Origin of the sequence: Marivirga atlantica, from assembly GCF_016734805.1 — a bacterium.
Taxonomy (GTDB): domain Bacteria; phylum Bacteroidota; class Bacteroidia; order Cytophagales; family Cyclobacteriaceae; genus Marivirga; species Marivirga atlantica.
Genome location: NZ_JAERQG010000001.1, coordinates 311719 through 334468, shown reverse-complemented (window position 1 = coordinate 334468; position 22750 = coordinate 311719). Strand labels below are relative to the sequence as shown.

Annotated in this window: 12 protein-coding genes; 8 read left to right on the top strand and 4 right to left on the bottom strand. The window is 32.6% G+C overall.

The annotated features are described in order from the left end of the window. Positions 1-88 precede the first annotated feature (88 nt). From JKP34_RS01525 to JKP34_RS01510, 4 genes are read right to left on the bottom strand one after another with little or no spacing between them, the layout of a single operon-like run. The gene (locus JKP34_RS01525) at positions 89-1324 is read right to left on the bottom strand and encodes a DUF2130 domain-containing protein (protein ID WP_201916996.1); all 1236 of its coding nucleotides are present in this window, start codon (positions 1322-1324) and stop codon (positions 89-91) included. A gap of 7 nt (positions 1325-1331) precedes the next feature. Beyond that, the gene (locus JKP34_RS01520) at positions 1332-3119 is read right to left on the bottom strand and encodes an ATP-binding protein (protein ID WP_201916994.1); all 1788 of its coding nucleotides are present in this window, start codon (positions 3117-3119) and stop codon (positions 1332-1334) included. Position 3120: 1 nt separating this feature from the next. Next, complete coding sequence (locus JKP34_RS01515) at positions 3121-4269, bottom strand: hypothetical protein (protein ID WP_201916992.1); 1149 nt, start codon at positions 4267-4269, stop codon at positions 3121-3123. A gap of 2 nt (positions 4270-4271) precedes the next feature. Next, positions 4272-8036 (bottom strand): class I SAM-dependent DNA methyltransferase, encoded by a 3765-nt coding sequence (locus tag JKP34_RS01510; protein WP_201916990.1) that lies wholly within the window; start codon positions 8034-8036, stop codon positions 4272-4274. Positions 8037-8171: 135 nt separating this feature from the next. Between JKP34_RS01510 and JKP34_RS01505 the strand changes: the two genes are divergently transcribed. The 8 genes from JKP34_RS01505 (at position 8172) to JKP34_RS01470 (ending at position 22737) form a co-directional block, all read left to right on the top strand. Beyond that, on the top strand, positions 8172-8993 hold the full coding sequence (locus tag JKP34_RS01505) for a TnsA endonuclease N-terminal domain-containing protein (protein ID WP_201916988.1): 822 nt from the start codon (positions 8172-8174) through the stop codon (positions 8991-8993). Next, positions 8956-11094, top strand: a complete 2139-nt coding sequence (locus JKP34_RS01500) for a DDE-type integrase/transposase/recombinase (protein ID WP_201916986.1) — start codon at positions 8956-8958, stop codon at positions 11092-11094. The genes JKP34_RS01505 and JKP34_RS01500 overlap by 38 nt, the downstream gene beginning before the upstream one ends. After that, positions 11087-12652, top strand: coding sequence for a TniB family NTP-binding protein (locus JKP34_RS01495; protein ID WP_201916984.1), 1566 nt, complete (start codon positions 11087-11089; stop codon positions 12650-12652). The genes JKP34_RS01500 and JKP34_RS01495 overlap by 8 nt, the downstream gene beginning before the upstream one ends. Further along, positions 12652-14460 carry a TnsD family Tn7-like transposition protein gene (locus JKP34_RS01490; RefSeq protein WP_201916982.1) on the top strand — a complete coding sequence of 603 codons (1809 nt, stop codon included), beginning with the start codon at positions 12652-12654 and terminating at the stop codon, positions 14458-14460. The genes JKP34_RS01495 and JKP34_RS01490 overlap by 1 nt, the downstream gene beginning before the upstream one ends. Position 14461: 1 nt before the next feature. Beyond that, positions 14462-16054, top strand: coding sequence for a Tn7-like element transposition protein TnsE (locus JKP34_RS01485; RefSeq protein WP_201916980.1), 1593 nt, complete (start codon positions 14462-14464; stop codon positions 16052-16054). A gap of 730 nt (positions 16055-16784) precedes the next feature. Then, the gene (locus JKP34_RS01480) at positions 16785-17492 is read left to right on the top strand and encodes a hypothetical protein (RefSeq protein WP_201916977.1); all 708 of its coding nucleotides are present in this window, start codon (positions 16785-16787) and stop codon (positions 17490-17492) included. A gap of 266 nt (positions 17493-17758) precedes the next feature. Continuing rightward, positions 17759-20929, top strand: a complete 3171-nt coding sequence (locus JKP34_RS01475; RefSeq protein WP_201916975.1) for a hypothetical protein — start codon at positions 17759-17761, stop codon at positions 20927-20929. Continuing rightward, positions 20926-22737 carry a hypothetical protein gene (locus tag JKP34_RS01470; protein WP_201916973.1) on the top strand — a complete coding sequence of 604 codons (1812 nt, stop codon included), beginning with the start codon at positions 20926-20928 and terminating at the stop codon, positions 22735-22737. Before JKP34_RS01475 ends, JKP34_RS01470 begins: the two co-directional genes overlap by 4 nt. Positions 22738-22750 lie beyond the last annotated feature (13 nt).

The following is a 22750-nucleotide window of genomic DNA, read 5'->3' as shown; positions in this document are numbered from 1 at the left end:
AAGAGGCTTTACTATGTAATTCATATTTACTTTAACTCAATAATTGGTAAAGTAAAGAGATATAAATAAGACGATTTATATAAAAATCTTATTCCGCTATATTTTCATTTTCATCGTTTCCAAGTTCTAAAGCCTTAACAGATTGAACAGCACTACCGGCAATACCTTTAATAGATCCATACATATCAATCGTATTTGTAACGACTTTATCAATTTGCTTTTCTCTTTGTTTCCATATTCTCTGCATTGATCTTTTCTCACTTTCTAAATCATTTTTCATCTGAGAAAAACCTTCCACTATTGCTTCAATTTGCATTCGGAATGTATTACTTGTGAGGAAATCATATAACATATGCATTTTATCACCTTTACCCTCTTGACTAGCTAAGGCAGAACTCAGTTGTATTACTGATTCTCTTATTACAGAACAAAGGCCTTTAAACTCCTCATAGTTACAAATCCAAACCCCATCTCGAATTCCCATTCTAGCCATATCAGCAGGCATTGCCTCTGTTACTAAAATACCAACATCAGCTCCTTTGTCTCTCATGTCAGCTTTAAACTTTTCTATCCATCCAGGTTGAAAGTCTTTGGTTCGTTTACTTTCATAATAAATAGAACCACAGTTTTGTCTGGTTCTGGTATTAACTATTTGAATGCAATCTCCACCACGGGCCCCCTTCTTAATTTCTTCGATACTATCTAAGGGAAACTGAGTGATAAGCCATTCTTCTATTGCCAATTCTTGAACCTCTCCTTGTAGCTGCATAGAGCCTTGCTCTTGCTTTCGCTTCATTTCTTCAGTGAGCTTCTTCTGATCTTCAAGCTGTTTTTGAAGTTCTTTGAAGCGTAATTCATTTCTTTCTTCTTCTGCCTTCCTTATTTTATCTTTCTCACTATTTAACTGCTCATTGAGCCGTTTCTGAGCTTCAGCCTCTGCTGCCTCTTTGAGTTCTTCTTTCTCCCTTTTAAGTTTTTCTATTTCAGCTTTTGTGCGGTTGAGTTCCTTTATTTGTTCAGATTTTGCATTCAACTCTTCTTGTAAAGACTTAAACTGTTCTTGATTCTCATCTAATATTTTAAGTTTTAACCTCTCTTCAGCCTCTTTTGTGCGCTCTTTTAGCTGTTTTTCAAGCCTTTCCTGAAATAATTCATTCTCTTTACTTTTCTTCTCTTCAAATTCCTGTCGTTGTTTGGATAGCTCAGCCTCTTTTAGTTGGAATTCTTGCTTGAACTTTTCTTCCACTTGATGTGCCAGAATATCTTGAACATCTATTGAAGTCCCACAATTAGGGCACTTAATTTTTTCAGTTGGGTCACTCATAATCTTTTTATTTTTTCCATAAGGAAATGATTTTATTGAAATCAACGTTTTTCCACTGCTCTTTCCAGATTTCAAAATATTCTATATCAGAAGACTTTGGCTCTGGATCGCATCTGTCAATCTTAACTAAAGAAGGCAGTGTAATTGATTCTCCAATAAGTAAGGCTTCACCTGATTGGAGGGTTGGGAGAGTTTCTGTTAAATTACCAAGAGTATCAGGTAGCAATCGCTTTACATAATTCTGATCTTCTGGGTTAGTTAGCCTCATAGATATGAAATTGTTGCACTGAGAAAAAATTGTTTCAGATATTTCAGATGGTCTTTGACTTACAATACCAAGTGTTACACCATATTTCCGACCTTCTTTGGCTATTCTTTCAATTGCTAATTTTGATGATCTATATTTTAAAAGGTCGCTTTTTGGAACATAAATATGTGCCTCTTCATACAGCAACAAAATAGGAGTTTCAGTTTTTTGACCTTTTGAAAGAAGCTTGCTGTAAAAGAAACCAAAATCGAATAAAATTCTTGAGATAAGCGATACGGTAATACTGAGTACTTCAAAGGGTATTCCACCAAGATTTATAATGGTTATGTTTGACTCTTTTGAGTTTTCGTATCCTATAAACTGCTTGACTGTTTCTTCAAATGAAATATCCCTGGATTTTTCACCAAATAGAAACTCCAATCGAGAATTCTGAAGTTTATTTTCTATCCTTTCGATAAATTTATCTAAAGTTCCATCTGCATAAGTTCCACTAGTAACGCTTTGAGATTTTGAAGAATAGAATTGCAACTTCTGTAAAAAGTATTTCTCAATTCTTTGTTGAGGCATAAGTTCAATGCCATCTTCTGGTTTAGTTGAGTCACCATTTTTATAGGTACCGCACTCGCCAACAATCATATAACGATTTGATGCTTTTGAGTTAACTGTTTCGGTTTGAATGTTGAATAGACAGTTGTAAACTTCTTGGATATCAAAATTTAAAGGTGAATCAAAGTGTATTTTATCAATACCAGAATTATGTTTCTTTTTATTTTCGGTAATTACTTTACGTAAAACAGAGGATTGGTTATAATTATTTCGATCTCCTGTATCTAAAAATAACTGTTCCAATTCATCACCATTTAACATCCAATAGGGTAAAGTTAAGTTTGTAGCATTTAAAATATTTGCTTGTGGAAAGGCTTGTTCATATTCACCATGAATATCAAAAATTATAATATGTGAATTATTTAACCCTTTATAACCACTACTCTTCGATTGAATTGCTTCTTGTAAAACCTTTGCAACTGTATGCGATTTACCTGAACCAGTAGAGCCTACAATAGCAAAGTGCTTATTGAAAAATTTATTTCCATTTACAGGTACTTTCAGATCATTAGTGGTTAGTTTGGAAAAACAAAATTGTTCGTTGGCTTCAATTCTTGTCGCGAAAATACTATCCAATTCCTCATCTGAGAGAAGAGCAATTCCGTTATTAGGTGGTAGTGGAATTCCATGTCCTCCGCGTTCAAATGTGCCTACCGATCCATCAATTTCTAATGTTCCAGTAAGCTTTACTTCTAAAACAAATGATGGCTGGTTAGATTCTGTTTCTTCGTCACCGTTATCCGTATCCTTGATGCGATAATTTTCGATTATTCCAATAACAAACTTTGTATCATTATTTTTGTAAGGAATTTTAATGTAACTGCCTAAATTAAATTGTCCGTCAAAAAGACTTGGATCAACTATCTCAATGCTAATTGAAGTAGACGAAACATTTATTATTTTGAAGTTGTCTGAATCCATTCTAAAAAAGTTTTAAAATCTGTTCTGTATTTAATCTACTGATTACTTGATAATTAGAATCACATAATAAGTGATGTACTTTACTTTCAATAAAAATCCATGAAACTGGTATACCTAATTTACTGAGATTATCAAAAGTTTCATTTGATATAATTCGTGCTTTAAATGATGTTTTCGATAGACTATTTGTTGTTTTCTTACCTAAAATTTTTTTATTAATGATAGCTGAAGATTCAAAGTGTTTTTGATTAAATAAAATAGTTTCATAACCATCATTATATGGACAATTTTGTTGTATCAAATATTTTTTAACATTCTCTACTTTTGAAAAAGGTATTACAAATGTGAGAGGCTTAATATCGTGATTTGCCTTATGATAATGTTTTTCGATTAATTGAAATATAAACGAGGGAAGATTGCAAATATCCGTTTCTTCTATTTTGCCTAAATAAACTATTGTATTTTGATTTTTAACTGGCTTTTTAAACCTTGATTTCAAAAATCTAAAATATTCCTGTTCTCCTCTATACTCTTTGTAGGAATTAAGGAAGATGATTTTTCGACCCTTATTTAGGTAATCTATCAGCTCTTTTTTTGTTACTTGCCTTCCTATTAGATTTTGGGGAGCATTTTTAACAACTTTTTTCCTTAGATAATCAATTAATATCGAATAAAAATAAATAGCATCATCTTTAGAATTTACAAAGCTTAATAATTGAAGTTTATTCAATGACGTCTCAAATTGAGCCTGAAATGTTTCAGAAAATCTTAGCTCAAAAGCACTCAAAAAGTCATTCTTATCATTATTAGTAAATCTTCCTTGTTCTTTCCCTAGAATAGTATTTAGATGTTTTAAATCTATTTTTTCAGAATACTTATTCTTATCGGAAAAATGGCAGTATAAAATGTATCTTTTTGACTTATCCTTTTGATATTCTTCTATTAATTGAATGATTGGGTTTCGTATTACTGAAGGAGTAAACTTCGTAGCTTCTTTGTATTTTATTTGCATTACAAAATCGCTATTATTTATATCCTGTATTTGTTCAAGTGATAAAACTGCATTCTCGTCAGTAGAATCTAACGCTTCAATTAATGTTTTATCAAATTGAAATTCAAATCCTTTAATAGCATAATATCCACCATCCATAATTAGTTTATTAAAGTGCCTTCCACAATTTTTATTTCATCCTCTGTCAACTCATACATCTTATAAACTAGCTGGTCTATTTCCCTCACTAAATCAATAGTGTTGATTTTGGGATCATTTCTTTTTATAGTGAGAATTTCAACAACTCTTTGATCTATCTCTTCAATGGCTTTTTCTATTACTGGAAATGTCTCAACATATGCTTTTGACATAGAGAAATAGCCACCCCTCATTTTTGACACTATTGAATCAAAAAAGAATTTGGCTACACTGGAATTGAGTTGTCCCAAAAGCGATTTGTCACTTAGTGGTATAATAAATGCTGTTTTGTTTAAATAATTACCCTGTTCAACAATGGTAAATTGATTATCCATTGAAGTTTCAGGCCAAGCGATCTTTTCCTTTTCGAACTCTTCATAATAATCACATGCTCTTAATTCCCACCAATATTGACCTTTATCATATCTGGCTATGGCTCTTTCTTTAAATTGATCAAGCCAACTCATAATAGCGGGATATTTACTATTCATTTTTTTAATTGCATCTGCTTCAGAAAGATCTCCAAACCACTTTTTGGTATCGCCATTTTTAAATAGAATTATATAATTTTTAATTTCTGGCTTTCGATACCGCTTTATGTCCCTTCCCGACAAAAAAGGCTTTATCACATCCTTGCTGGAAGGGTCTTCAGAAATAAGTCGATCCTTTATTTCTTTATTGATGACAAAGGCTTCATTAAGACCTGTTAAAACTCCCCGGAATATCTTTCCCTCAACATACTTTCCTAATGGTTTTCCCTTAGTACGGAGTTTTATGAGTAGCTTTTGGACTTTACTATCAGTTAAAGTCCATCCCTGATCTGCTAGCTCTTTGATTAACACGTTTATTTTATTTTGATTGATATAGGATTTCATAGACACATCAAAATCTAAGGAGGTGAAATTGACAGCTTGAAACTCTGAATTTGGTTTGGATTTCTTTAATGAAATAATAAGCGGATAAGTTGTGGCTTCTTCGAAAACAGGCAAATCTCCAAAGTCAAGTAACTCTTCAATTTGAAATGATTTCACAAATGATCTCAGCTTTTGTCCATATCCTGCACGCATCCATTTATTAGGAATGATGTAAGTAAAATCGCCCCCATCCTTTAAAAGATTTAAACCCAATTCTACAAAATACACATACAGATCGGCTGTTCCTGCGAAGGTGAGGAAGTTTGAGCCTAAATATTGCTTGATGTCTGATAATTCTTCTTGCCTTATATAAGGAGGGTTACCAATAATTATATCAAAACCTTTAAAATTGCCATTGTTGTCAAGCACTTCAGGAAACTCAAAACGCCACTCAAATGCATTTTCATAAATTTTGTTGTCCTTGATCTCTGCTATTTCAGTTTCAAGTTTATCTAGCTGTTGTTCAATTTTAGCTATTTCTTTTTTGCGCTTCTTTTCTTCAGCTTTTGAAACTTCGAAAAGTCCTTGTTGCTGGGTTAAATTATATAGCTCTCCACCAAGCTTAGCTTTTCGTTTAATCTTAGGGTCATTTTTACTTATTTCGGACCTGAAGTCACTTTTGATATCCGAAATAAGCCTTTCCATTTCACGCTTCTCTTCTTTGCTTTGAGCGTTTCTATAACTGTCAACGGCAAGTTTATAACTATCAATACTCCATTTGCTACTTTTTAAAGCCTTCTTAATATCAGCATCTAAATCAAATCTACTGATCAAAGAATTCCCGCATTTGATATTGATATCAATATTGGGTAGCGTTTCAAGCTCAGTTTCATTTTTGTAATAGGCGTTTTTTAGGAGCTCAATCCAAAGACGCAGTCGACAGATCTTTACTGAGTTGGGGTTGATATCTACTCCAAATAGACAGTTCTCAATAATATTTTGCTTTTCATGAAATAATGTCTCTTGAACTCTCTGACTTTCTTTGTTATTGATACTGTATTCGAACAAATCTCCATCATCATCGGTGATGACTAATTCGTCATTCTCTATCTCAAATTGATATTCCTTAAGCCTTTTACCATTTCTGTCTTGAAGAATTTTCAAGTCATTTTTAATGGCGATCATCTCATTTAATGCCGAAACCAAGAAGTGTCCGGATCCTACAGCAGGGTCACAAATCTTCAAACTATTGATGATCTCATTTGCTTCGCTTCGGTCTTCTATCTTGTCATAGAGCTCGTCAAATTCCTGGCATTCCCAGCCTTTTACTTCATTAAACTTTTGTACTACGGCTCGCCTAATAGTTTCGCGACACATGTACATAGTAATGAAGCCAGGTGTAAAGAACGATCCATCCTTATAGCCATTTATCTTTTCAAAGATCAAACCGAGTACAGAAGCGTTTATCAAGGTTTTATTTTCCTCCTGAATTTCTTCAGCACCTTCACTGCTAAAATCATAGGCTTCAAGGAATGCGAATAAGTATTGTAATGTATTGAGTTCTCCTTTAAGTTTCTTTCCTTGTTGGTCCTTTAAAACGGTACTTGAAAGGACGGGTAAAGTAAGTTCATCTCTTAGGTTACTAACGAATAGGGCATTGTGTTCCAAATCACTTGCCTCAAATAGTGAACTGTTCAAATAGGGGACTTTACTGAATTTCTCCTGAGTAGACGCTTTTCGGTCTTCGAATTTCTTAGCTAGAACCTGAAAGAATAAACTATCGAGGTCATCATAGTTATTAATCTTCTTGAAGTTAAGAAAGGCATAATCCTGATCTCCTTTATGATAGTTAATCAGTTGTGCTTCCATAAGCTTGAGAAATAGAATTCTATTCACCCAACTAATGACAAGCTCCAGTCCAACATTAAAAAGTCTTTCTTCATTGGTGGCTCCATACCGACTAGGCTTCTCTAATCGATAAATTTTGTCGTGAGCCTCTAATTGTGTAATGGCATTTTCAAGCAAAGACCCTTCATCTCGTTCACCATCTTTTTTACGTTCTATTACTTTTTTACCACCTTGTTTAGCTTCAGATAGACCTATTATATGTAAAAGCTCTGCGTAGAATTTCTTATCCAGTGAATTACTATCATTAGCGAAAGGTAGTTTTAGTAAATGCTCCGGTGAAAGAAGTTTGAAAAGGACAATAAGCTTATTATCATCCTTTTTATTTTCATTTCTTAATGGCTTTTCATATTGGCTGAGGTCAAAATAGGTATAGCTAAATTGATCTAAATTCTTTTCTATGACCGGTTGTGCAATTTCTTTGTAAAAGAAATCAGTCGTTTTGCCACTTAGGCGGCCTGCTTCAAAATCATTGAATTCTTTGAGCAATGATTTATTGTTATAGAATAGCTTTTCAAACAGCTGTGCATCGAAAATAAACCATTCATTGATATTGGTAGCAATCAGGTGTTTGAGTTCTTTATTCTCTTGTTTAACACGCTCACGGAGGTAATAAAGCACGAGCTCTTGTAGAGCCTTGGTATTAAGTTGCTTAGTAGAGAGCATTTCTGCCTTATTAGTAGGCTTTTTAGCCTCTATAATAACCCCCACATTTGTTTTGGCTTGATTACCAGTATGGATCACCAGGTCATTTCTCCCTTTTGTATTGATAAAATGGTCAGGATCATAGTAGGTCTTCTTCAGGAAGTCTATGACCAGGTTTTTATGAAACTCCTCTGATTCAGTGTCATTGGTTCTATCAATGAGCTGAATAAGGTTGGTCTTAAATATTTCTATAGATTCTCGATAGGGCTTAACTTTTAAGAATGCCTTATTGAGTGCTTTTCTAGGTTTTAAGATCTGCTCCAAATTTAACTTGGTTGAATTATTATATAGTTTAATGGTCTAATCTACCAAAAATATTACAAAGTTTAATGAATTTGTACAGAGCTGAATTGAAGATTTATATGAACGTCTTTATATTGCCGATTCAGGCTATAATAAATGAAAGGTCCTTCATATAAATCAAAAATAAAACAAAAAAGAGGCTATGGCCAGGGGGTTGAATATATCCCTTGGATCAAAGTTGGAGAGTTTTCCGGGAGAGGGAATAGTGTTAGATCTTTAGGGTTGAAGCATAAAAGGGAGCATCATTTTCATAGTAATAAAGAGGCCGAGATATTTTATATATTTGACTTAAGCCCTGAGGTAGAAGAGATTCGAGAACAATTTCCATTATTAGACTATGAATTAGCAAGAAATATTGCAGAAGAGATGGGTATTAGTTACCCATCAACAAAAAATAGTGATCCTCATATTTTAACGACTGACTTTTTTGTAATATATAAGTCAGGAACGCAAATAGCCTACACCTTTAAATACCTGAAGGAACTTAGTGATAAACCAAGAAAACTAGAGTTATTTGAGTTAGAAAGAAGGTATTGGAAGCGAAAAGGGATAGAATTTAAAATAATTACTGATAAAAATCTACCAAGTCGGAAGGAAAGATTAGCATACAAGGATTTGCATGCCTCCTGCCAAAATAATAACTATGAACTAACCTATTTTCAGAATGTATATGCTTTTCTCAATCAGAAAGCTGAGCATCAGAATATGGAATGTTTGAATTATCTATTGAGAGAATCAGATAAATTCTTTGCGTATTCTCCTGGGACCTCGCTCAGGTTAATCAAAATTTTAATAGCTAGAAGACTTATTACAACTGATTTGAATATACTCATTACGGATGAAAATAAATTATTGACAAACCTTAAGTTTAATGTAGATTATGCAACCTCTATTAGTGAATCAGATTTGGCAGCATAGTAATTCGCATTATAGAATTCTATATATTTCAAAAGATATTGATCAAGTGTTCTGGATTAATATTAATGATGAAAATAAACTCCCTGAAGCCATCAGTTATGAGTCTCTTCTAGATGAAATTAGTAATTCTCAAATCACTATTATTGAGGATAATCTAATTTACGCTGATCCATCAGACTATAAACCGGCAAGCTTAGAGAAATGGAAGAAATATTGTGAAGTTATAGATTTAATCGAAGGATGTGAGCCATTAATTTTCGTAAATAAGATCTTCAATCAAAAATGCTCTGAAATTTCTAATTCTACGAAATTCTCAAGACAATCGGTAAGACGAATAATATTAAAATACTTCAAAAAGGGGAAAAACAGACTCGGGTTGCTACCAGAATTAATTAACTCAGGAGCAAGAGGTAAAAGAGTTGATAATCCTAAAAACAAATTAGGTAGAAGAAATAAATACTCAGTACAAAATAATTTCACAATCAATGAAGGAAATCGAAGAGTAATTGAGAATGGATACAAAAAATTTTATTTAGATGTTGAACAGGCATCATTGAATACAGCCTACGAAAACTTCTTAGCTGTTATATATCCTGAATCTTTAAAGGGCAATTTTGAAAATGTTCCAAGCCTTATGCAGTTTAGACGTACTGGAGAGCTAAAGTTCAAGATAGAAAACCGGCTTCGAGCGAAAAAAGGTGATAAGATTTTTGACAAGGATATGAGAACAACCTCCGAATCGTCAAAAATAAATACTATTGGTCCAGGCTCATTATGGCAAATTGATTCTACTACAGCAGATATTGAATTAGTAAGTCAAATAGATAGAAGTATTCCAATTGGATCACCTACTTTGTATTTTGTTTCAGATGTATTTAGCCATGCGATTGTAGGTGTTTTAGTTACTTTAGATGAGCCTTCCTTCTACACTGCAGCTCAGGCATTATACAATTCAATTGTTCAAAAGGAATTAGTTATAAAGGAGGCGGGTTTGGAAGATGTAACTAACTTTTTCTTTTATCCGGAAGAATGGAATATGTACGGTTTACCAAATGCTGTGGTAGCAGATAGAGCAGAGTTACTAAAGAATAAGTCTAACAACATAATTAGGGATTTAGGAATAAGTATAGAAAATACACCGTCCTATAGAGCGGATCTAAAAGGTATAGTTGAAAATCATTTTAATGAACTACATGCAAAGTTAAGAGGTGCTGAATCTCATTTCGGTATAAAGTCAACTAACCATAGGCAAAGAGGTGTCAGGGATGCTAGACTTGACGCATGTTTAACATTGAAGGAATACTATGCTATAATAATTAGATCGATAATAGATTATAACAATACAAAACTTCAAGATAAATACCCCAAAGATGCAGACATGATAAAAGCCAAGATACAGGCAGTACCTAAAACTTTATATAATTGGGGTATTGAAAATAGATCAGGAATAATGAGAATGATTAATCTAGATCAGCTAAAGGTTAGATTTCTTCCGATCGAGAAAGGGGCTTTAACAAAGGATGGGTTTAGATTTAAGAATGGTTGGTATAACCTGCCAAGAGGTTGTTCTTTAGAGAACGAAATGATTCGTACCCAAGACAAAAGAATTTATTTTGAAGCTTATTACAATCCTCATATACTAGATGAGGTTTACATTAAATTAGAGAACGAGATTATTACAGCTAGATTAAGCGTCTCAAAAAACCCTTCTTTAGTTTCTTTAAGTTTATGGGAAAGAGAAGCACATATTGAAGATGAAAAATATAGATCTTATGAGCAAAGGGAAACAAATAGAACAGCTAACATCAATACAGCCATATTCACGAAAAATATAATTGAAAATGCCAAAAATCAACAGCCTAAAAAGAAAAGGTCTAAGAATCTAAAATCAAAAAGCATAAGAAAAAACAAGGCTAAAGAAAAAGAGATTTTAAAAACAGAGAAAAGATCACAAATTGAAAATCCTTCATATACGAATGAGTCAAAGCCTAAAAAGGAAACAAAGGTAATTTCCATCAATTCAAGACACGAAGAAAAAATCGATCCAAAGCCAAATAATAGTAAGTCGGATTTTTTTAGAAGATTAATGGAAGATGAATAGACATATTGTAGAAGCTGAGTATGAAGAATTGTTAAACCCTGATTTTAAAGGCAACCCTTTAATTGAAGCTATTGGAGTTGGATATAGTTTTGAAATTTTTAACCAGGCGCTAGTAAAAAATAGACCTCTATCTCGGAAAAATGCTTTGAAGCTTTCAGCACAAGAAAGAGAGACCTTATTAATAGGATTAAGACAAAGGTTTTTTGTTCCTAATGAAAACCATTACGCCCTCTATAGAAGTATAGTAAATAGTTTTCTTGCAGGCTATGTGAAAAGAAATCCTTTTTCAAATAATCCGACACAGCGTATCAAAAAAAGTTACAAGGATTTATTGAATTTTGAAGAAGAGTTAAGCTTAACGACTAATTCATTGGGAAGTCTGTTCATTGGTCCTTCTGGAATTGGAAAATCAACGATTATTAATAAAATTATTGGTTTATACCCTTTTGGAATAAAACATGATCTTAAAGGACTTGAACCCTTCGTACAGATTCCTTTTGTTAAGTTAGAATGTCCCAAAGGCTCCTCTATTAAAGAACTTTGCGTAGATTTTTTAGAGTATCTAGACAAATACCTTCACACGAACTATTTAAAAACTTATTTTAAAGGAAATAGAACGGGTATATATGAACTGGTCAACGCAATGGCTAAGTTAACTATCTCACACCAAATAGGGATAATCTTTGTGGATGAAATTCAAAACTTAATTAATTCACCCAGGGCTAATAAGGATGATCTTTTAACTTTTTTTACTAAGCTCAACAATACCCTAAACATACCTATAATTATTACAGGTACTCCTGAAATTACAACACTTATAGAGTCGAACTACACATTGATGCGAAGATGGTCTGGAGAGGGAGCAACAAAATGGAATCGGTTAGCAAAAGGAGAAGATTGGGAGTTATTTATTTATTCACTTTTCAAATATCAGTATACAGACGAGCTGATGCCCTATGATGAGTCTGCTAGCAATTATTTTTACGCTGTTAGTCAAGGCTTAATTGATATAGCAATTAGGCTGTTTGTAGGCGCGCAACGAGAAGCATTCGAGACTAATAAATCATGTATTTCTTACTCCATTCTTAATAAAGTAAAACGTTCGAAGTTCTGGTTAGAAGATACTGCAATTGAGGAAATTAGGAATCCAAGAAAGTATGGTGCGAATAAATTTACTGATCTAATAGATACTCAATATGGAGGTGTTTCAAATATTTCATTGGATGACAGATGTATAAACATACAAAACGAGTTGCTTAAAATAAATCCCGATCTTACGCATCTAGGAGATACAATTAAATCCTTTTTAGAAATCAATCCAGAAAAATCAGATAGTGAAATCACTGTTTTAATCCTAAAATCTTTTAATGAAACAGAGTCAAAACCTGATAGCCGTGATATACTTGAAAATTCAAAATTAGATGCTAAAGGAAAGCCTGTCTTTACGGAAGGTGATCTAAGATTATGTTATGACTCTGATGAGCTTAAACTAAAACATAATTTAGATCAAATTGGTGTTCTATTTGATCTTAAAAACTCAAACCTATTAATGAAGTAGTGTATAACGTTATTAGGCCATATAAGGACGAAGTTCTTTATAGTATAATTGCTAGATTTATCTCAAGGTATGGCACAACTGGACCAAAACAGTTGTTGTTAAATATTTTCGACACGGACAAAATTTCTTCAACACTTGATTTTCCAAGTGGACTGAATAAACTAATTAATTCAAGGATTATCTACAATGAGAATCTTCCGGGAATTATTAATAATCATACCCTATATCCATTATACCATCCTTTTTTATCTGTGAGAAAGAAAAATCTGGTTCTGGACTCCATGAAAACTAGCTCCGGAGATATACATACAAGGCTTGGTTTAAATGCAGGAAAAATAAAGGCTATCACAGGACCAAGATATTGCGTTAAATGTCTCAGAGAAGATTATGATCTGAAGAGAGAACCCTTTCTCCGAAGGTTTCATCAAATTACAGCAATTGATATATGCATAAAGCATAATATCTATTTAACCTCAAATGATAAATTTGATTATAGATACAATAAGCATAAGTTTATAGAGCCTGACTCTTTATCTATTAATGGTACGATAGTTAGTAACAGTAATAAACGGTTGTTAGCCATTTCAAGAAAAGTTGTCAGCCTATGTGAAGGCGAAAGCAAACTATTAAGAAGCTTCACCAATGACCCTTATTTTTATAATAAAGCAATTAAAGAAGTAGGCTACATCAAAGGGAAAAAGTGTGTTGATTTAGAAAAATTGTATGTTGACTTTACAACCTTTTATGGAGCAAATACTTTAAAGGCACTTCAAAGTGAAGTGAGCAGACATAGTAATTCCTGTTGGCTTAAACAGGTGGTTCGGAAAGTAAGAAAGTCAATTCACCCGATAAGACATGTTTTGTTGCTTGAATTTATACATCATAAGAGGACTATACAGTCACATTATGCTTCAGAATTAAGAAAGCCATGCAGAAACCCGGTATGTCCTGATCATGGAACAAGCAATACGACCAAAATTAATTACGGTATTGACGCTAAGACAGCAAGAGAGATTGCTTACATAAAGTGTGAATGTGGATTTATTTATACAGAAAGCTATAATAAGGAAAAGGCCAAAATAAATAGAAGGGTTAAAGAGTTTGGTCAATTATGGATAGATGAATTGATTATTCTAATGAATAAGAAATTGCCTATTAGAGCTATAGCAAGAAAACTAAATTGCGATTCCAAGACCATATTATGTCAGGCAAAAAACATTCATAATAATACACTTGAGCAAAATGATACACTGAGGCTAAAAAAGGAAAAATGGAGTAAGCTTAAAGGTGACAACCCGACTATGTCAATTTCACAATTAAGGTCTTTGAATCCTGCCCTATTCATTTATTTATATAAGGTAAATAAAGAGTGGATTATAAACCAAAAATATCCTATATCCAAAAGAAATAATAGAAAGCCAATAGATTGGAAGAAACGGGATCAAGAATGGTTATTCAACATCATAAAAGGATTGAGAAAGCTTAATAAAAAGGGGTTTAAAAATAGAATTAGCGATAACGTGCTGATACGACTATCAGGCCATGAATCCACCTTTTTAAAAAATAAAGCACGCTTACCTGCTTGTATGTCTTTTATCAAGAAGAAAGCTGAGTCTCCCCTAGAATATAGAAAAAGAAGACTTTTGCAGGTTTCGGATTCATACTCTAGAGGTTATTATGTGCCACCAAAGTGGCGTTTATACAGGGAAGCTGGAATCAGGAAGGAGTACATTTCAAAAGATATAGAGATACTAGCAGAGGAGATTCTTCAAAGATTAACTTATCAAAAAGTGGCAATATCTGGTTAGAATGGCTTTTCAAATTTATGCAGTATCAGAATGTTTTAATCAATACGGCAACTTCTTTGTAAGGTGTCATATTGTAGACACAAATACAAAAGAGGTTGGAGAAAAGATATTTCCGATAACACAAATACCTAAACTCGCCATTGGTCCTGAATACCAGGAAGATAATACAATAAAGGTGATCACTGACAAGGCGAGTACTGAGGTTCAGATCTTTGAAAATTTTAATGATGGTACATTTTGTTCCTTAGAAGACTTACCTTCCATTAGTCAATTTTTCAGTCCGACTGCTGAGGCGCTACAAAATGCAAAGTATTATTTGTTAACTGAGGCGGGCTCTACTTATGCATTTCCATGCTATGAGCTCTTTAGATCTTTTCTTGGCTTGGATAATAGATCATTGAAATTATTGTTCCAATATGATGCCATAGAGAGCTTTATCGATAATGACTATGGGGGTGTAAGGAAGACTAGAAAAGGTACTGAGCTTACCTTAGATCTAAATAGATCTTTCCCTAAAAGCCTTCTTCCTTTTAAAATGATTGAAAAGATTATTTTAGTACTTTATGAACCGACTATTAGAGGTTTTTGGAAAAGCATTCAAAGTCAATTAATAAGTGGTACTTCAAATTTTGAGAATGGCAATCCCTTTTTTAATACTCTCAATCTAAAATTTACATGCAAAAATTTGAATGAGAGCAACATTAAATTGGTGCATTATATAGGCGCAATTCAAAACAAGATTCCTTTTCCTGCTGAATACGTAACTATTAATCATCCAGATTTAAGAAGTAGAAAAAAGAGAACTAATACTAAAGAGGAAGAAGGAGAAGATGAAAAAGGAAAACAATCCTTTAAGGTGCCCATATCAAAAGATAACAAAGAAAGCGACAGGGAATCAAATGACAAATATGAAGAAGTGCAAGCACTATTTTTAGAATATGAATTCGACAAAGAAGTAAAGATTCAAAAAAACAGGTCTAAAAATGAAGAACAATCAAATGATGATAAATCTAATCCTTTTGCCATTAGGCGATTTGAAAACGGTGAACTTAGCTTAAATCAAGATAATGATAAACAAGGGGATTCCTTCTTAGCATTAAACAGGGATTATGAATCTAATAAGTTTGATCAGGCTGATATAGCACCAGGCCTGGTGTTTTTCACAAAAGTTGTTGAGTTCTTAACTAGTCGTCTTTCACTTAACTTTCAATATAAGGTGCATGAATTTAAAGATGAAAACGCCTTTCAATTTATAGGAAGCCATAAGCGAAAAGGGGTTATGGTGCAACTTCAATTAAAAAATCCAATCTATATTATTGAAGTGGATAGCTCAGATAATCGTTTTATATCTACTTTGTTGATGACTAATCTACGTAGTAAGAAGACGCAAGAGCTATTTGATCTTATCTTCTCAGAACTCGCTCAAGACCATGGAACCTGGCCACAAGATACTTTGGAGTTGTATGCTGATTATAGACTTATTAGACACCCTAGAAGAACTAAGTCCTTAACACAAACCATTGAATTCGATGGAAATTCAGCTCAAAAATATATTGAGAGATTCGCGGATAGGTTAGTGGGAGTTTTGAGTTAAATTATGCTATTTCAGCATTGATAAAGATCACGTGTGCGAAAGGACGGTGACCAATAACAGGTGTAAATATCAGAAGTTGATGCTAAATCTTGTTTAACAACAACCCCAAACCTTGGAGAAAATAAAGAATCATTTAAATGAAATAGAGTGGTTGATTGAGGATTCTTTAATCTCTTTTTCTGAGCAATTAAAGATTGAGAAATAAAAACAATGCTTAGGAGGATTAATAGCTTTTTCATATTGGCTGAAATTATAGTTTAATATATGAACTTTAATATTTCAATGCACGTTTAATTGAATGAACCTAAATTACTGAACATGGGATTAAAAACTGGACCAAAAAGAATTGCGATTTCCACAGGAAAGCCTGATAGGCGTCAAAGAGATAATAAAAATACCCCTGGAAATACTCCATCTCTAAAACCACCTAAACGCAAATAGGGTATTAGAGAATTTAAGATAAACCTCGGAGATCGAGAGTTCGATTCTCTCCTTGCACTCAATGGATTAAATATAGAAGTGCAAGTAGCCAAGTGGCAAGGCACCGAGTTGAATTCAAAGAGCCATTATTTTTAATAATATGGCCTACTAATATAGATAGCCTTCTTGTAGAAGGCTTTTTTTATTTCTATATTTCAACAATCAGAGTCAACGGCAAAACCCATCTGTAATTCTTTATTTAAACCGCATAAAGCCCTCTTTATTAAAAATAAGCAGACTGAACAGTCAGTTGGCAAAATGGTTAGAATCTGATTTTAATTACAAAGGCGGCTATAAACATAATTACATTTACTATGGGGTAACGATATCACTGATCGGATTAAGTTACTACCTGTCCTTTTTTAATTATACAAATTTGTCAGCTGAACGTATCTTCGTCATTCAGGATCCTCCATTCTTAATGTTTATCAAGGGGTTGGAAATAATTCCATTAATCATCGCTGTTTTTATTATGTCGATACCCCTGTTAATGGTTTTTAGAATAAAGCTTTCAAAGCCAGAAACAAAAAGAGATTTACTGAATTTGCTTTTTTTGAAGTCGTTATGGATTGCGCTAATAGGTTCCTTCCTATTAAAAAATATTATGTTCCTACACCCCTATTTTTTTACGGTAATACTTTTTAGCGTTTCATTTACACTATCAATCCTGGTTATTTTTTACAACAAGAATTTAATCTATTTAAATATAGTTTTATTGATGATTTACGCATTCTTCTTAGCATTAGCAGATTTTGAAGGAGCTGTTTCCAATAGAGAAACTTTTGAAATTATGTTTAAGGATAAAGAAGTCTTACTTATGGAGGAAAATGATACAGATAAATTTTACATAGCTAAGACAAGTACCAAAACACTGATTTATGATGAATGCGCCGGAAAGGTTATACCATACGACTCAAATGATTTGATCTTTCCATCGAAAATCAATCTTAAAAGATAAATTGAATCATACTTTTGTATTTTGATTATTGATCATTTATTTTAACAGTCTTATAAAATTTTCAACCAAAAGGCTTATCTCCAGAACCCACTAATAGTTTAATTTATTAGTCAAAATAGATTGATGTTGACTGACAAATATAACTTAAGGATTCTCCTCGGCGCCCTTTCTTAAATATAGTTTTCATGGAAAGAATTTCTGATATCTACCGCGACGTTATAAAAAAAAATAATAAGGGATTGTTTTTTGTCCCAGCCCCAACTGGAATGGGAAAAACTAAAGCGATAACTGAAATAGTAGATAAACTAGGTAGCAAAAAGCTAATCTATACGACATACTTTAACAAGTTAGCTAATCAGTTTTTTGAGGAAGTAAGTGAAAAAGCTGTTCACTTAAAAAGTGAAGCTGATCATTTATTTGATTTAATTAACTCAAATATATTAGAACAATGTAAAGAAAGATACTTTCAAGGTCATCCACGTTTAAACGCTAAAGTAAATAAGGTACTCAGAATCAAGCAACTTAACATCCTAGAAGACTCATCAATCTTATCGGAAGATGCTAATTGGATATTTAGATATATAAGAGATTATGTGAAACTGGACACCGAAGGTCGAAACTACCTATTTCCTCTTAGCCGATTTACTGAGGGAGAGGATAAGGTTCTGGTAGCCTCGATACAAAAGCTTTTGAAAAGTACTTATGATGGTAAGAGTCTGCATTCATTAATGACTCTTAAAGACCATATAATTGTAATTGACGAATTTGATTATACATTCAGAACAGTATTAAAGCATATAACCAATGAAAGAGAGCTGAACAATCTTTTAGTTTTTTTAGAAGATTTTATGAATTGGCACAAAAAGACAGATCATGGAATAGAAAGGCTAAAGAAAGTATATGACACCTTCAAAAAGGATCTTGATTTCAACAAAATCGAATTTCCTAAACGCCATTATTTCATAAAAGCAAAAACTAAAAATAATTTGCAGGCAGCGTTTCATTCAAATAAGGAATTCTTAAAAAAGGGTTTCTTTATTGAACAACCGAAGGATACGGATTATTTTTTGCTCAGTGAAAACAAAGATGGTATTTACTCTAATGTCTTTTTTAGAATATTTATAAGAGTATTAACGAATATACAAAGTGCTTTTAGGGTCATACTGGATAGAGAAGGGGAGAATTATTATAATTTTCTTATTAACGATATCTGGAGCTCTCATAATGACGATACGCCAGGCAGGATTTATCATTTTCTTTCATCAACTACACCTTACCTTTTTAGGGTACAAAAAAGCAGAAAAGATACAGATCTAAATCGATTTTATACTGGAACTCTAAATTTTATAGAGCAGAACAGCACAGATCTCCTTGTATCAAATAAAGTGTCAATCAACCATTCTCAATTAATATCCACTCCTGAAAACATAATTGATCAGTTATCAAGGAAAAACCTTGTTTTTGGTGTAAGTGCTACTATACAGATACCAAGGAATGTGAATCACTATGATGTCGCTGCCCTGATGAAACAGAATTATTTCATCGATTGGAGTCCTGATTACAAATCAGTTATTAAATCAAAAATATTAGAAAAGGCTGAAGAGCGTCAAACACAAATAACATTTAAATCTCTTCTAAATAACAAAACAGATACCCTCCAAAATGAGATGAAAATTATCAAACATGATGGTTTTTTAAATTCAGAAGGTGGATATGATAGCATTAATGCAATTGAAAATAGATTTGATAGGACACTTAGATTCTTAAAATATTTTCAATATGTAGTTAAAGATTCAATTTCAAAGACGCATTTAGTTTATGCTTCAACCTTTTCACAAATAAAAAACCTATTCGCCGAGGAGAATGCAGCCAGGTATACTGAAATTCATAGTAGGTGGAATGTAAAGCATTTTAAAATTCATCAAGAAATTGATGTTGAGGATAAAACGCTAAATCTATTCTTTTTCGATAAAAGTACCTCTCACCTCATGTCTGCTAAAAATAAAGACTATCAGGCAATATTTAATAATGGAAACCACGCTACAATAGTTTTGACGCAATTTGCAAGCGCTTCAAATGGAATCAACCCTGTCTGCTGGAATGGAAATAAGAAAACTGATTTTGAGGCTATTGCGATTTTAGAGAAAGACTATTTTGGATTTAGTGCTATTGAACGTAATAGTAAGGATAGATTTAAAGAACGCTCAATTAAAAAGGAGAATTTTTACTTGTTGGTAAAAATGCTTTTCAATAAAGAAATTGATTACAAAACCTACTTCTCTAACCTCAATCAAGGCTTGAATAGACTTAACTCTATGTATCTGAAATCAGATGAGTATACGCTATACATGGCTTCTCTTATTATTCAAGTACTAGGACGGCAGGATAGACAATGGAAGTACACCCCTCATTGTGAAGTAATTCTATGGGATGATGTAAGAGATGTTTATTCAACATTCCTAACAGACGAAAAGTATCAAAACCACACTTCTCTACGAGAAAGAGCTTCATTTAAGTCAGACTACTTTGAGAAACTTGATAATATTATAGCTAAAAACTCTACAGTTTCAAAAATAAAAAAAGCACTAAGCTCGGAAGATATTGGTAATAGTACGGAAGCCTTAAAACGTGAAATCGGTCTACTATTAAAAAGACTTGCCATATATAGAAATAGTTCCGAGGATGACAAAGGCGCCGAGGAGAACCCTTGGCATGAATGGATTCAATTGAGAGAAGATGCCTTGATACAAAAGCCAGTAAAGCTAGATAATGCTATTATTAAAACAAGGCTGCTAAAGGACGGATTGATCTTTAAGAAGGGTAAAGAGATTCTACCAGAACAAACTGAAGATTGTTTAAGAATAAATTATAAATATCCCTTTGAGTTAATTGTCAAAAACAAGGTAGTTAAAAACTATTTTTATAATCACGGCTATGAGGTTGAACTTAGGACAAGTCAATACGAAGAGCAGAAGATTTGGAACCCTTTGTTCTTTCAAGCAATTGTTTGTGGAGCTATAGGTGAGGAAGCCGTTAAAGCAATAATGTACTCGGAAGGCTTTGAGGTTGAACATATCAAAGATAGACAGCTTGTAGAATTAGCAGATTTTAGAATTGAAGATAATTTTATTGATGCTAAGCTTTATGGGGAAGGTTCATTAAATGAACTGTTTTTTTCAGGTAAAGACCTGCTTACCAGTGCTATTGAGAAGCTTAAAACAATCAGAAAAGTATGTCCAAGCGCTCGTTATTATATCGTTAATTATACCTATGACGAAAATATATTTTCCTATGAAACAACTGGATTCAGTCTAAACGGTAAGAAGGTCAATTTAAATGTTGCCGAGATATTTATTTGTCCAGGAATCACTAATCCTATTACAGGCGACATAATTTCAAAGAAACTTGATGAACTTAAAACCAGCTTTTACAAATGAGTGAGATTGTATTTCAAACATCCATTAAATTCGATTTAAATAAGTCTAACTTTAATTCAATTATCAAAGCTGTAAAAGTACCAAAGTTCAATGGTCCTAATAAATACTTAGATGCTCATAATTGGATTAAGAAGAATATAGAAGGGCCTTATTACTTTAATAGCTATCAAAACTTAGTATATCATACAGGTAAAGAAGGAGAAGAGAAGTCGCTAGAAGAAAATTTTCCAGATTGCATTAAGTTATTATTTAATAAATATTCTTATGATTCGATTGATAATAACTTTTTCAAAAGTAGTTATCGACCATATATCTTGGTTAAATCTTCATCTCAGGATTTTATACAAGCATTAGAATTAGATATAACCCATGATTACAAAAAGGGGAACGTAATTTTAATAGAGGATCATGCCGTTACCTTTAGAAGAGTAAGAGCAAAAGATGCTTATTACAGAGAGGAGATATATATTCCTCGAGACAGAAAAAATTTTTTCCAACTAGAGCAATTGAGATCCAAAAAGTTGATTCACGAAAATGCTTTAGTTTTTCAAAAATATTCCAACAACAAAAATAGAAGTCATATTGATTTCATTGATCCTAGATCATTTCAAAACTATGAGTCAACAAGAAGCAAACCTTTATGGAGTTTTATTCGGAATATGCTTGACTATTTTAATTCAATAGGAATCGAAGCATATCAATACAACGGTATTTTTAATAAAAAAAACACTCAAAATTATAATGTCGACTTATCAACTCTTGAGTTTGAAATTTTAGATAAAAGAATGAATAAAGCTGAAGATTTTCCAGCTAAATTAATTACCAATACCTCCAAAGCTAATTCCAAATTAATTCTATTGGATTACACCAAAGATGGCATAGAGAACATAGGAAAAAAAGACAAATATCCAGAGTATAAAAAAGACTTTAAGATCAGTCATGTACTCAATGTAAATTCAAATAATTCTGACTCTTCAGACTATTTTAACTATAATATTACAGCTGATGATCTTGTCCCAAAAATAGAGATAATTAAAACCCAGCTCTTTTTAAAAGAAATATTATTTGGAAGTAGAAGTACATCATATTTGCCGTTACTTGAAAAAGCCAGGTCTTTCAAATATATATATAAAAACGTCATTTTAGAGTTTAAAAATGATGAAATTGAAATCCAACCTTTATTGGAAAGTGATGAGTTAGATATTCTCCTCGGCGCCTATGTCGATTTTGTTGGTTTTAATGTCAAGTCAATTCCTAAAGACAGAGCTTTCCTAATAAATACGAATACTAATACACTAATTATGATTAGTCCTCTTAAAAAGAAATTTTTATATCCAGACAAAACGAATGATTTTTTGATTAGAGAGGAAGATCGTAATATCAATGAGTGGAAGATTGAAGGAAAAGAAGAATTTAACCAGTATTTAGATAATAATCTAGGGGAAAGTTTCTCCTTCGAAGATCTTTTAAAACATAAGACTCAGATTTATGAAATACTCAATATCAAAAAGAGTACATCCCTTCAAAAGATTTATAATATTCCAGGAAAGAAAAAGGGCCTTGGACTTCATCAAGGTATTTGGTTTGACAAAGAGAACATGGAATACTTTAGTGGTCTTAAGCATGCCATGAATATCAAACAGTCTAAATCTCATAAGCTAAGAAGAATAGATGTACTTTCAGGCGTATTCGACGAGGAGAAATTCTTTTCATTGATGAATGTAGATTTCATTAGATCAAGTGGTAGTCCAATACTGCCATATCCTTTCGGATTAATAAACATATTCTTAAGTGAAAGAGAGATATAATAAAATCAATTCA